Genomic DNA, 12,048 nt, shown 5'->3' with positions numbered 1-12,048 from the left:
GCGATGTGGTCTAAGCGCCGCATGGCGGGAATCGACGACTCCATCGATCGTTGGGTGCCGGCAGGGCTGCCTGCCGTGGAACTGGATTCGTCGTCGGTCTGGTCCGCCCTGCTTCGGCACCCCTGGTATCTGCTGGCGCTTTTGTGCCTGATGCAGATCCTGTTCTGGACGGTGGTGCCAGCACTCATCGATCCCGCGCCGCCCGGCGATGTCGTGGAAGGTTTCATGTGGGGCCGCGAGTGGGTGCTTTTGACCTACAAGCATCCGCAGCTCCCCGGCTGGCTGCTCGAGACCAGCCATCTTCTGACCGGATCGTTCCGCTGGCCGCAATATCTGCTCGCCCAACTGACGATCTCGGCCACCTTCGTCCTGGTCTATCTGCTGGCCCGCGACATACTCGGACAACGCCGCGCGCTGGCTGCCGTGCTTTTGATGCCATCGATCTATTTCTTCGGCTGGCCAACCGCGCAATTCAATCACGACTATGCGCAGATGCCGTTCTGGGCCGCGATCTGCTGGCTGTTGTGGCGCGCCGGCCGCGGCGGTGGGCCAGGCTGGTGGCTGGCGCTCGGACTGGTGTCGGGCATCGGGCTCTACGCCAAGTTCTCCACCGGCCTGCTGCTTGCCTTCGGCGGCCTCTGGCTGCTCTACGAGCCGCGCGCGCGGAGCCGGCTGGCGACACCCTGGCCATGGCTTGGCCTGGCCGTTTTTCTCGCGGTCGCCGCGCCGCTGGCCGTCGCACTCTACCGCATGGATTTCCTGCCGCTAACCTATTTCGCCGACCGCGACGCCTGGGTGAGCGAACACCGTGCGCGCCTCTACTATGTCGGTGTCCAACTGGCCGGGTTCTGCGGCTTCCTCCTAGTGCTGGCGATATCAGGGCTGCTGCGGCGCACGCCTGCTCCGCAAGAGCCCGTCGAGCGCGGTACGCTGGTCTATCTCACGTGGATGGGGCTTGGCCCGGCGACGCTGATCATGGTCGCCTCATTGTTCACCGGCGCCGGCGAAGCCTGGGGCGCGCCGATGTACAATCTTGTCGGCGTGGTGGTGCTCGCCTTCCTCGGCCACCGGCTCAGTGCCCTTGAGATGCGAAGGCTGGCGGTCTGCGCGTTCATCTGCATCGTCACCATGTCGGGCGCCTATGCGGCCATCCGCTGGACGAACTGCAATGTGCGCGGACGCATGGACGCCGTCTGCTGGCCGGCGCAGTCTGTCTCGGACGAGGCAGAGGCAATCTGGCACGCGGCGGCGCCTGGCCGGCTCGACATCGTCGGTGGCGACACCAATCTCGCCATGCTGGCGGGCCTCAATGCCTATGACAAGCCGTCGATCTTCACCGACCTCGATATGCGGTTCGCACCCTGGATCTCGAGGCAGCGGTTGCGCGACCATGGCATGCTGATGGTTTGGCGGGGTCCTGGCGTGCCGTCATGGCTGCGGGCATGGTTGGGCAATATCCCGGTCAAGACCGTTCTTTTTAACTGGTCGCGCGCGGCGCCGCCGGTGGCGATCAGTTTTGCCGCCATTCCGCCTGGTCCGCGGTATCTGCCGGTTGCCGCCAGCAGCCGGACCCGGCATCCGCGCATCTGAGCGGCGTCATGCAACCCATTCCCTTTGATGCGTCTTTCACGGGTGCAACCGAATGGCCGCTCTGGACGAAGCAGGCGACAATGCCCATCTACGGGAATATCCGAATTTGTTGTCGCGCAATTCCCGATTGAAAGCCGCTACAGTTTCCCCGGGATTGCCTTTTGAGGAGACCTTACATGGCGACTTCGAGCGAACGTGCAGTGCTTGCCGGTGGCTGCTTCTGGGGTATGCAGGATCTGATCCGGCGCTTCCCGGGCGTCCTCGCCACGCGTGTCGGCTACAGCGGCGGCGACGTGCCTAATGCCACCTATCGCAATCATGGCACGCATGCCGAAGCCATCGAGATCACGTTCGATCCGGCGAAAATCAGCTTCCGCCAGCTTCTGGAATTCTTCTTCCAGATCCACGATCCGACGACGCGCAACCGCCAGGGCAACGATGTCGGCATGAGCTATCGCTCGGCAATCTACTACACCAGCGAGGAGCAGAAGCGCGTGGCGGAGGACACCATCGCCGATGTCGATGCCTCCGGCCTGTGGCCCGGCAAGGTCGTCACCGAACTCGCGCCGGCCGGCGCGTTCTGGGAGGCCGAGGCGGAGCACCAGGATTATCTGGAGAAATATCCCAATGGCTACACCTGCCATTTCGTCAGGCCAAGCTGGAAGCTGCCGGTCCGCGAAAAGGCAGTTTCATGAGTTTCTTGGCAGTTGGCAGGTATAAGCGCCCGCCGATTGCCGCAAGACCATATCAATCGCGGCTGTCCGGTGGTTGACAGTTCGAATCGGCGCGAGCCGCCGGCCGGTCGTGACGGATACTAAAACCAATGCGCATGGAAAGCGCGGAACTTGCGTCCGCGCTTTCCATGCCGCGAGACTACTTACCGCAGTTCTTGTCGTTCACGGTCGGCGCAGTCGCGTTGCCATTGGCATCCGTCTGCGCGCCCTGCGGATTGGTCGGGCAATTCTGATCCGCGTTGGAATTCATGTCTCCTGGCATGGTGGTTATGCTGTTGGTTGCGCCCGGGTCGATTGTATTGGGCGAAGCCGGGGTACTTGGGTCTACGGTGACCGACTTGCCGCTGCCGCCCGACCCATCCGCGCCGGCCGCGCTATTGCTTTGCGCCATGGCGGATGTTGCAAGGGCAATGGTGAAGGCCGAAGCCGCGAGGATTTTCGTGAGCATGGCTTGTCTCCATTCTGTGAATTCGTCGCGGGAGCGGTTCACAGGCTTCACGGAAGCAACTGACCGCTCTATCTTTTTGTTTTGACGCATTCCGGCAGGAAAACCGCTTCGCACTTTTCCTGCGATTGCGTCTGGCGACTGGTGGGACAACCTCTCGGCCTCGCGAAGGTTCCAGACAGATTTCCGGGCCGGCGGGCACCCGATTGCCTCTGCGCTGGCGCAATGCTTTTGTCGCAGCTTGCTGAAAAAATAGCTTTCCCAACCGATCGAATGGTGCTTTAACGCCGCCATCCACAGGGGTGCTCCGTACGGTCGGGGCTGAGACGGGGGCGGCAAGCCCACAGACCCTAGAAGCTGATCTGGGTAATACCAGCGGAGCGAGGCGGGCGATGTTTTCAGGCGCACAGGTTTCCCTATATCCCATGGCCGACGATTTTGTCGGCGTCATCCTGGGCGCGCTCGGCGCGCTCGATCCGTATCGCGACAGGCTCAGGATCGAGACCGACGATATCTCGACCCTGCTGGTCGGCCCCCCCGAGGTGTTGTTCCCGGCGCTGCGCGACCTTTTCGTGGCTGCGTCCGGCAGCGGCAAGCATTGCGTGCTGTCGGCCACCATTTCGCGTGGCTGCCCAGGTGAGCCGGACGATCCGATCTGCCGCTCCGACACGTTCGGCGGACCTGCCGGGCCACTCGGCCCGCGCAAGCAAGCCGCCATTGCCGCCGTGCGCGGTGCGCCCGCCACCGGCCAGCCAGCGGCGGCGCAGTTCTCGCTGTATGTGATGGGCACGGACGACCACATGGACGAGATTTATGGCTGCATCGATTTCCTGAAGCAGTCCGGCGTCTACGATCGCTCCAAGAATTTCTGCACCAAGTTGCGCGGCGATGCCGGAGCGATCTTCTCGGCGCTCGATGAAGCCTTCTGCCGCTTCGGGCCAGGCGCAGGTCACGTAACCCTCGACGTCACGGTTTCGGCCAACAGTCCCGCTGCCGTCTGAACCGCTCGCGCCGACGCGCGAGCGCCGTCAAGGTCATTCTCTCGTGGTTTCATCGTCATTCAACCCGCGTCACCTCGCGGGCTCCTTCGCCCAGGCAGCGCCGGCCGTGATATCGATCGGTCTGGTGTTCGTGGCGTGGGAACTCTACGCAAACCATTCCGGCATCAAGCCGACGGTTCTGCCGCCGCCCTCGCGCGTCTTCGAACAGGCGGTGCTCAATCGTGACGCGCTGCTCGACAACGCCGTTCCCACCATCCGCGCCACGCTGATCGGTTTTGCCTGTTCGCTCAGTACCGCCTTCGCGCTATCGATGCTGGTCGACTTCTTCCAGCCTTTGCGGCGCGCGCTGTTTCCCGTGTTCATCGTCAGCCAGACCTTGCCGCTGGTCGCCATCGCGCCATTGGTGGTGCTGTGGTTCGGTTTCGGGCTGATGCCCAAGATCATGCTGGTGGCGCTGGTCACCTTCTTCCCGATGCTGGTGGCCCTGGTGCAGGGCTACGAGGCTACCGAGGTCGAGATCGGGCAGATGCTGCGCGCCATGGGAGCAGGGCGCTGGCGGGTCTTCATGCTGGCACGGTTGCCTTCGGCGCTGCCTTATTTCTTCGCTGGCCTCAGGATTTCCATCACCTACGCCGTCGTCGGCGCCATCTTCGCCGAATATGCGGGCGCGGCCAAGGGGCTGGGCATCTACATGCTCAACGCCAAGAACAATTTCCGTCCCGACCTGGTGCTCGCCGCCGTTGGCGTCAGCGCAGCGCTCACCCTCGTCCTGTTCGGGCTGACGGTGCTGCTGCAGCGTCTTGCCATGCCCTGGGAACGAGCCGCTGGAAAAGGCCCGCAAGCATGAGCCGGCTCGAATTGCGGCACATGCGCAAGGCCTTTGGCGGGCTCGAAGTGCTCGCCGACATTTCGCTGCGCGTGGATGCCGGCGAATTCGTCTCCATCCTTGGGCCCTCGGGTGCCGGCAAGTCGACGCTGTTCCAGCTTCTGACCGGTGCCGAGCATGGCGAGGGTGGGATGTTCTTCGACGGCGCGCCGCTCGACGATCATGGCAGGCATTTCGCCTTCATGCCGCAGCGCGACGCGCTGATGCCGTGGCGGCGCATCCTCGACAACACGACGCTTGGGCTCGAGGTGCAAGGCGTCAGCCGCAAGGCGGCGCGGACGCGGGTCGCGCCGCTGTTTGCCGAGTTCGGGCTTGCCGGCTTCGAGCGGCATTTCCCGGCGCAGCTTTCGGGCGGCATGCGCCAGCGCGCGGCGCTGCTGCGTACCGTGGTGCAGGAACGCGACATGTTGCTGCTCGACGAGCCGTTCGGCGCGCTCGATGCACTGACCCGCGCGGCCATGCAGCGCTGGCTCGAACAGATGTGGCGGCATCATCGCTGGACGGCGTTGCTGATCACCCATGATGTACGCGAAGCCGTGTTCCTATCCGACCGCATCTATGTGCTGTCCGCGCGGCCGGCCCGTGTCGTGCGCGAGATCAAGGTGCCACTGCCGCGCCCGCGCGATCCAACCAGCGCTGCCACACGGCAGGCCGGGGCACTCGAGGCCGAGATCCTCGATATTTTGCTCAACCTCCAGCCATCCAAAGGACATGATCATGACAGACTTGACGCGCAGGCAAGCTCTGCTGCTCACACTTGCCGGCAGCGTACCGCTGATCACCGGATCGAGCCGCTCTTTCGCGGCAACGCGGAAGGTGACCGTCGCCCTCGACTGGACGGTCAACACCAACCACATCGGGCTGTTCGTCGCGCGTGACAAGGGGTTTTATCGCGAGGCCGGCCTGGAGGTCGATATTGTGCCCTACAGCGACACCGGAGCCGGCACGCTTGTCGCCAACCGCGTCGCCGATTTCGGCATCAACGGCACCATTAGCCTGTTCACCCAGAAGACCGCCGGCGCCGACTTGAAGGCCGTCTATGCCGTGGTGCAGTCCGAAACGGGTCGGCTGGTGTTCAATGCGGCGCGCAGTGCGATCAAAAGCCCGAAGGATCTGGATGGCCTAACCTATGGCGGTTTCGGCAGTGCCTGGGAGAACGCGCTGATCTCGACCATCATCCGCCACGATGGCGGCAAGGGCGGTTTCGAGACGGTGACGCTCGGCACTTCCGCCTACGAGGCGCTGGCCAACGGTTCGGTCGACTTCACGCTCGAAGTATCGACCTGGGAGGGCGTCGAAGCCGAACTCAAAGGGGTCAAGCAGCGCAGCTTCGTCTACGCCGACTATGGCGTCCCCGACGAGCACACGACGCTCATCTCTTCGAGCGAAGCGTATCTCAAGGCAAACCCAGAACTGGCGTCGTCCTTCATCCAGGCAACGCGGCGCGGCTATCAGTTGGCGGTCGATCATCCAGAGGAAGCCGCCACGCTGCTGATCGCGGCCAACAAGGACGCCCTGACCAATCCGGCGTTGATCCATGCCTCGTTGAAGACACTGATCGAGGGGCACTATCTGCGCGGACAAGACGGTGCCATCGGCATCATGAATCCGGCCAAGATGGAAGCGATCGGCTCCTATCTCTTCGCCGCCGGCATCCTGCACGACGCCGATGGCAAGATTGTCGCGCAACGTCCGGATTTCGCGGGATATTTCAGCAACGAGTACCTCAGATAGGCACCGACGCGGAAACCGCGAAAAAGGTCGTATCGTCCGACGCCGGACGCGAGGATGTGGCCAGGTCGCAGCCCGACAAACCGCGGGTACGGCCTTCACCTTCGATCCTGTTTGATGCCGATCCGATCTTCCCAGTTAACGGCCCGGCAATGGTTGCGTGCGAAGGTCGCCCCGAGGGATCATCGGGATGCTTGCCTTGCTCATGTCAAAAAGTGACACACTTTCGCGTGCGGCTGACAACAGGCTTTTGTCCGTGGCGCGCAAGCACGAGATTCTGCTCGACCTGCGCGAAGGCTTCTTTCGCGCCTGTGCGCTGCTGTGCGCGGGGCTGTTCGTCTATCGCGGCGTCTATCAGCTTGTCGAGGATCCGACTCGGCTCAATGCCGCGCTGGTGGCGATTTCCGAGATACTCACCTTCACCTGGCTGCTTCTGTCGCGGCGTCCGGTGACGCGTGACTGGAATCCGCTTACGGTCATCGTTTCGGTGACGGCCAGTTTTGGCGTTGCGTTGATCAGCCTCCAACCAGGCATCGCACTCGTCCCCCTTTACGTCGCCGCGCCGTTACAGGTCATCGCACTGTTGTTCGTTATCTGGGGCAAGATCTCGCTGGGGCGCTCTTTTGCGATCCTGCCCGCCAATCGCGGTGTGATGACGGGCGGTGCCTATCGGCTGGTGCGGCATCCGATCTATGCCGGCTACCTCGCCGGCCATGTGCTCTACCTCCTGTCGGCCTTTTCCTTCCACAATCTCGCGGTCTATGCGGTGATCACCTATCTCCAGCTTTACCGCATCTTGCGCGAGGAGGCGCTGTTGGCCGCCGTGCCGGAGTATCGCGCCTACATGGAACGCGTGCGCTACAGGTTGTGCTACCGGGTCTTCTGAGAGCAAGATCGCCAAGGCACTGCCGCCAATCCAATTTTTCTGGGATAGGCCAACGGATCGCACTGACGCGGTTTGAGGTTGGTCAACGGGAATCCGGACAGGATTGCATGCAGACAATAGCGAGATTCCCGCAAATTTCACGCCGCTGAGGCTGAAGCAGGCCGCGGAACCAGCCGAGGGGCTTTGACCGCACTCTCCTGGCCTTCGGCCGGTCGGAAAGCCCGCCGTCCAGGCGGCTTTCCGCGTTGCGCCCTCAGCGTTCCGTAGCCGCGATGGTCCGGCGGAACGCCAGCCTCCCTAAAACGTTCATACCTTTGCAACATCCGAAATGGCGCGATGTTGAACCCGCGCGAGAGCGCGCATTCAGGAGCAGGGAAGGCCATGGGTCTTGGAACGATACTTATCATTATTCTAATCCTCGCGCTGCTAGGCGGCTTCAGCGGTCTCGGCGGCGGCCCGTTCTATGGAACCGGTTATTATGGTGGTGGCGGTCTCGGACTTGTGTTGCTCATCGTCATCATCCTTGTGGTTCTGGGACGCATTTAGCAGTTCGATCACGGCGGCAATCGCAATCGCGTGACCACGCTCACGTCGCCGGGCACCGAATCGTGATGCAAGAAGCCGGCTTGTGATCCGGCATTCCGCGGGACTCGCGTATGGTGATTGCGGTCCACACCCCCCGTGGAAACAAGAGGAGAGGGTCCCACCCCTTCATTCTCCTCCAAGGCCCGCCCCGGTGTCCCCGGAGCGGGCTTTCTTTTTAGCAAAGCGATTGCCTCGAAGTGCCGGGTCGCCGCCGGGCGGACGCGGGGCGACTTGCGGTGAAGCGTCCGTGGGCGCCGATCGTTGACAGAGTTCACATAGCAAGATATTGAACAGGATTATACAGGTTCACTGAACAGGTACGTATATGAAGCGGCGCGCGGTTCAACTGTCTCCCGGCACGGGCAAGCCCGAGCAGATCGCGACCGTTCTCGAGCACGAGATACGCTCCGGCGTTCTTGGTTTCGGTGACAGGCTGCAGAGCGAGAACGAGCTCGTCCAGCGCTTTTCCGTCAGCCGGAATACCGTCCGCAAGGGTCTCGAGGAGCTCTCCAGTCGCGGGCTGATCACCACCAAGGGCGGAATCGGCTCCTTCGTCACTTTTGATGGCAAGCCGGTCGATGACGCCATCGGCTGGTCGCGAGCGCTGGCCAATGCGGGCGCCAATGCCGAAACCCGGACGCTGCGGCTGGAGGTCATCGAGGACGCCGAACTGGCGACCTTGCTGGGCGTCGAAAGCCCGTTCTTCATCGCCGTCGACCGGGTGCGCACCAATGCCAGTGACGGTCACGCCATCTCCATCGAACGCAGCCGCCTGCCGCTGTCGCCCGAACTGGAGGACGTGCCGCTGCGTGGCCTGCGCGAGGGGTCGCTGCACCAGACGCTGCGCGGGGCGGGGCTGGTACCGGACCATGGCGAGGAGTGGGTCGACATCGAGAAGCTGAATGCCGATGACGCCGCCATCCTCGGCTGTCCGCAAGGCACGCCGTTCTTGCGCGGCCGCCGGCTGACGCGTGCGGCCGACGAGCGGCCGATCGAATATGTCACCAGCCTGCTCAACCCCGCGCATTTCGCGCTGCATATGAGATTCTGAGCGATGTCGGACAACGAGTTTGAGATGAATCGCGCAATGGGTGCGCTTGTCGGCGGCGCGCTGGGCGACGCACTCGGCATGCCGACGCAGCTTCTGTCGCCGGTCCGTATTGCCGAACTCTACGGCCATGTCGAGGATTTCGTGACGCCTTTCGCCGACCATCCGGTGTCGAAGGGGCTGCTGGCCGGCAGCATCACCGACGATACCGAACAGGCATTGCTGCTTGGCCGCATCCTCATTGAATCCGGCGATCGCTTCGACCATGCGCGTTGGGTCAACGCGCTGCTCGACTGGGAGCGTGAGGTCAAGGCGCGCGGCAGCTACGATCTCCTGGGGCCATCGACCAAGCGCGCCATTGATGCCATCAACAATGGCGTGCCGGCGGAAGAGGGGGGGCGTAGCGGCGACACCAATGGCGCGGCCATGCGTATCGCGCCGGTCGGCATCATGATGTCGCTGGAGCCGCTCGATGCGTTCGTCGCCAAGGTGGCCGAGACCTGCCGGGCGACGCATAACACGTCGATCGCGATTGCGTCGGCCGCCGCCGTCGCGGCCGCTGTCAGCCGCGGCGTCGCCGGTGGCGACTGGCGCGCGGCCTCCGACAGCGCGGTCGCGGCGGCGCGGCGAGCCGCGACGCTAGGCCATTGGGTGACCGGTGGCGACATAGCCGCGCGCATCGCCTGGGCGCAGGATCTGGTGCGCGGCAAGGTGAAGAGGGACGCGACCCGGTTGATTGTCGATCTGGTTGGCACCGGCGTCGCCAGCCAGGAATCGGTACCGGCTGCCTTCGCCGTGCTGCAAGTCGCCGACGGCGATCCATGGCAGGCGGCAATCATCAGCGCCAATCTTGGCGGCGACACCGACACGATCGGCGCCATCGCGGCCGGTATGGCCGGCGCCTGCACCGGCTTTTCGCATCTGCCGCAGGATCGGATCGCCGATCTCAAGGGCATCGACATGGCGCAGGTTCGGGCGCTGGCCACCGATCTTGTCGCGGCGCGGATGTCGAACGGTCGCGTCGGCAACGCCGGTTCCGGCAAGGATGCGGCATGATGAGCGGGCGTCTCGTCCATATCGGCAGCGCGGTGGTCGACTATGTCTACCGCATCGACGCCTTGCCGGCGCCCGGCAGCGAGAAGACGGCGTCGAGCTATGCGCAGGTCGCCGGCGGCGGCTTCAACATGATGGCCGCAGCGGCCCGCACCGGTATGAAGGTGGTGTTTGGCGGCCAGCTCGGCAGCGGCTTGAATGGCGACTTCCTGCGTGCCGCCTTCGCCGCCGAAGGCATCGAGACGCTGACGCCGCCGTCGCCTCTGATGGACAGCGGCAATTGCGTCGTCATGATATCGAGCGATGCCGAACGCACCTTCGTCTCGTGGCCAGGCGCCGAGAGCGCTCTCAGCCTCGATCTGATGGCGCCGGTGGCGATCGGGTCTGACGACTGGGTGTTCACGTCAGGCTACACGCTGAGCTATCCCGGGAGCCGCGATGCGCTGACCGGATGGATCGAGGCGTTGCCGGCAGCTGTTCCCTTCGTCTTCGATCCGACGCCGGTTATTGCGGACATCCCACGTGCCATTCTCGATCGTGTGCTTGCCCGCACGACCTGGCTGAGCTGCAACACGACGGAGGCGGCCGAGATTGCCGGCACCGGCGACGCCGAGGCTCTCGCCTCGCGGCTTCTGACGGATCATTGCGCGAAGGCCGATGGCGTGGTCATCCGAGCTGGCGCAGGCGGATGCCTCGTCCGGCTGGCCGACGGCACTGCACGGACCATAGCCGGCTTCAAGGTGGCGGCCGTCGATACCAATGGCGCCGGCGATACGCATATCGGCGCCTTCGTCAGCGCGTTGGCGCGTGGCGTGCCTCCCTTCGATGCCGCGGCCTATGCCAACGCGGCGGCGGCCATTTCGGTGACACGCCACGGCGGCTCATCGGCACCGGCCGACGCGGAAATCCAGACTTTCCTGAGCCAGGCCGCTTCGACCGGCGCGCCAGGCCAGACACGGAAGGCCCATCAGACAGCCTGACAAGCCCGGAAAGCGGCAAACACAGAGAGGAACGAACCATGCGCATGCCCGACTTGACTGCTCTCTTGACGGCGACCGCCGTCTTCACCTCCGCACTCGCTTTCGCCGCCAAGGCCGACGAGGTGCATGTGCTCAACTGGAAAGGCTACGGCGCGGACGAGCCGTGGGCCATCGCTGCTTTCGAGAAGGCGACCGGTAACAAGGTCGTCAACGACTTCTTCAATTCCGAACAGGAAATGCTGACCAAGATCCGGACCAATCCCGGCCTCTATGACGTCGTCATGATCAATGCCGCCTTCAACGACCAGGCGATGGCGGAAAAGCTGATCCAGCCGATCGATACCTCCAAGCTGCCGAACTATGCCGATATCAGCAAGGACAAGGCAAGTTCGCCGATGCTTGACCATGACGGCAAGGTCTATGGCGTGCCGTGGGTGTGGGGGTTGACAGCGCTTGCCATCAACGAAAAATCCTTCGACAAGCCGCCGACCTCGATCGCCGAAATGTGGAATCCAGCGCATAAGGGTCGCGTCGTCATCCGCGACGACGCCGTCGAGGCGGTTCAGTTCGGCGCCATCGCTACGGGCCAGAACATCAACGACATCAAGAACATGGATGCGGTGAAGACCAAGCTCACCTCACTGATGCCGCAGATCAAGACCTTCTGGAGCTCGGAGAACGACTGGAACCAGATGGTTGCCTCCAACCAGATCGACATCGGCACCTATTGGAGCGGTTCGGCCGACCGCGCCAAGACGCATTTCAAGCTGCCGGTCTCGCTGGTCATCCCGCAGGAGGGCGCCGTTGCCTGGCTCGACGCCTTCTCCATTCCCGTCGGCTCCAAGAACGTTGCCGGTGCGGAGGCTTTCATCAACTACATGATCGACCCGAAATTCTACGTCGAATGGGTGACCAAGGTCGGCGCGCCGGTGTCAGCCAACACCAAGGCGGTGGACGCGCTTCCCGAGGATGCCTTCAACCGCAAGGTCATGGGCGATCCCGAGGTTGCCAAGCGCATCCAGTTCCAGGCGCCGATCACCGACGCGCAACGCAAGGCTTATCTGGCGCTCTGGCAGCAGCTCAAGGTCGACGTGAAGTAACGAGCTTCG

At 63.6% G+C, this 12,048-nt stretch carries 13 protein-coding genes and 1 riboswitch; of the genes, 12 read left to right on the top strand and 1 reads right to left on the bottom strand.

Translation table 11 applies throughout. The features are described from left to right. The first annotated feature begins 21 nt into the window (after window positions 1-21). Window positions 22-1,590, top strand: a complete 1,569-nt coding sequence (locus tag FJW08_RS06665; protein WP_246682234.1) for a glycosyltransferase family 39 protein — start codon at window positions 22-24, stop codon at window positions 1,588-1,590. A gap of 176 nt (window positions 1,591-1,766) precedes the next feature. Beyond that, a complete protein-coding gene (gene msrA / locus FJW08_RS06660; protein WP_140809802.1) occupies window positions 1,767-2,285 on the top strand; it encodes a peptide-methionine (S)-S-oxide reductase MsrA in 519 nt (172 codons plus the stop codon). Between the two features lie 178 nt (window positions 2,286-2,463). Here msrA and FJW08_RS06655 read toward each other — a convergent pair whose 3' ends face one another. Next, on the bottom strand, window positions 2,464-2,772 hold the full coding sequence (locus FJW08_RS06655) for a hypothetical protein (protein ID WP_140809800.1): 309 nt from the start codon (window positions 2,770-2,772) through the stop codon (window positions 2,464-2,466). A 285-nt stretch (window positions 2,773-3,057) separates the two neighbouring features. Continuing rightward, window positions 3,058-3,171, top strand: a riboswitch (TPP riboswitch). Here FJW08_RS06655 and FJW08_RS06650 point away from each other — a divergent pair. From FJW08_RS06650 to FJW08_RS06605, 10 genes are all read left to right on the top strand, one after another. Further along, complete coding sequence (locus FJW08_RS06650; protein WP_140809798.1) at window positions 3,162-3,770, top strand: YkoF family thiamine/hydroxymethylpyrimidine-binding protein; 609 nt, start codon at window positions 3,162-3,164, stop codon at window positions 3,768-3,770. It overlaps the preceding riboswitch by 10 nt. Window positions 3,771-3,813: 43 nt before the next feature. After that, on the top strand, window positions 3,814-4,617 hold the full coding sequence (locus tag FJW08_RS06645; protein WP_181182849.1) for an ABC transporter permease: 804 nt from the start codon (window positions 3,814-3,816) through the stop codon (window positions 4,615-4,617). Next, window positions 4,614-5,534, top strand: a complete 921-nt coding sequence (locus FJW08_RS06640) for an ABC transporter ATP-binding protein (RefSeq protein ID WP_348642653.1) — start codon at window positions 4,614-4,616, stop codon at window positions 5,532-5,534. Before FJW08_RS06645 ends, FJW08_RS06640 begins: the two co-directional genes overlap by 4 nt. Next, window positions 5,473-6,390 carry an ABC transporter substrate-binding protein gene (locus FJW08_RS06635; protein ID WP_348642652.1) on the top strand — a complete coding sequence of 306 codons (918 nt, stop codon included), beginning with the start codon at window positions 5,473-5,475 and terminating at the stop codon, window positions 6,388-6,390. Before FJW08_RS06640 ends, FJW08_RS06635 begins: the two co-directional genes overlap by 62 nt. Before the next feature lie 187 nt (window positions 6,391-6,577). Beyond that, window positions 6,578-7,273, top strand: coding sequence for an isoprenylcysteine carboxylmethyltransferase family protein (locus FJW08_RS06630; RefSeq protein ID WP_140809794.1), 696 nt, complete (start codon window positions 6,578-6,580; stop codon window positions 7,271-7,273). A 381-nt stretch (window positions 7,274-7,654) separates the two neighbouring features. Next, window positions 7,655-7,819 (top strand): DUF3309 family protein, encoded by a 165-nt coding sequence (locus tag FJW08_RS06625; RefSeq protein ID WP_023768317.1) that lies wholly within the window; start codon window positions 7,655-7,657, stop codon window positions 7,817-7,819. A 364-nt stretch (window positions 7,820-8,183) separates the two neighbouring features. After that, a complete protein-coding gene (locus FJW08_RS06620; RefSeq protein ID WP_140809792.1) occupies window positions 8,184-8,909 on the top strand; it encodes a GntR family transcriptional regulator in 726 nt (241 codons plus the stop codon). 3 nt (window positions 8,910-8,912) lie between these two features. Continuing rightward, window positions 8,913-9,962 (top strand): ADP-ribosylglycohydrolase family protein, encoded by a 1,050-nt coding sequence (locus FJW08_RS06615; RefSeq protein WP_140809790.1) that lies wholly within the window; start codon window positions 8,913-8,915, stop codon window positions 9,960-9,962. Continuing rightward, on the top strand, window positions 9,962-10,939 hold the full coding sequence (locus FJW08_RS06610; protein ID WP_140809788.1) for a PfkB family carbohydrate kinase: 978 nt from the start codon (window positions 9,962-9,964) through the stop codon (window positions 10,937-10,939). Before FJW08_RS06615 ends, FJW08_RS06610 begins: the two co-directional genes overlap by 1 nt. A gap of 38 nt (window positions 10,940-10,977) precedes the next feature. Further along, entirely contained in the window at window positions 10,978-12,039 is a 1,062-nt protein-coding gene (locus FJW08_RS06605; RefSeq protein WP_140809786.1) for an ABC transporter substrate-binding protein, read from the top strand. The last annotated feature ends 9 nt before the right edge of the window (window positions 12,040-12,048 follow it).

The organism is Mesorhizobium sp. B3-2-1 (assembly GCF_006439515.1).
GTDB lineage: Bacteria > Pseudomonadota > Alphaproteobacteria > Rhizobiales > Rhizobiaceae > Mesorhizobium.
This window is presented reverse-complemented; position numbering and strand designations above follow the sequence as displayed.

Bases quoted from the DNA above. Each gene is read 5' to 3' on its own strand.
- FJW08_RS06615 (WP_140809790.1), top strand. From the start codon at position 8,913: ATGTCGGACAACGAGTTTGAGATGAATCGCGCAATGGGTGCGCTTGTC.
- FJW08_RS06665 (WP_246682234.1), top strand. From the start codon at position 22: ATGGCGGGAATCGACGACTCCATCGATCGTTGGGTGCCGGCAGGGCTG.
- FJW08_RS06605 (WP_140809786.1), top strand. From the start codon at position 10,978: ATGCGCATGCCCGACTTGACTGCTCTCTTGACGGCGACCGCCGTCTTC.
- FJW08_RS06650 (WP_140809798.1), top strand. From the start codon at position 3,162: ATGTTTTCAGGCGCACAGGTTTCCCTATATCCCATGGCCGACGATTTT.
- FJW08_RS06620 (WP_140809792.1), top strand. From the start codon at position 8,184: ATGAAGCGGCGCGCGGTTCAACTGTCTCCCGGCACGGGCAAGCCCGAG.
- msrA (WP_140809802.1), top strand. From the start codon at position 1,767: ATGGCGACTTCGAGCGAACGTGCAGTGCTTGCCGGTGGCTGCTTCTGG.
- FJW08_RS06625 (WP_023768317.1), top strand. From the start codon at position 7,655: ATGGGTCTTGGAACGATACTTATCATTATTCTAATCCTCGCGCTGCTA.
- FJW08_RS06630 (WP_140809794.1), top strand. From the start codon at position 6,578: ATGCTTGCCTTGCTCATGTCAAAAAGTGACACACTTTCGCGTGCGGCT.
- FJW08_RS06640 (WP_348642653.1), top strand. From the start codon at position 4,614: ATGAGCCGGCTCGAATTGCGGCACATGCGCAAGGCCTTTGGCGGGCTC.
- FJW08_RS06610 (WP_140809788.1), top strand. From the start codon at position 9,962: ATGAGCGGGCGTCTCGTCCATATCGGCAGCGCGGTGGTCGACTATGTC.
- FJW08_RS06655 (WP_140809800.1), bottom strand. From the start codon at position 2,772: ATGCTCACGAAAATCCTCGCGGCTTCGGCCTTCACCATTGCCCTTGCA.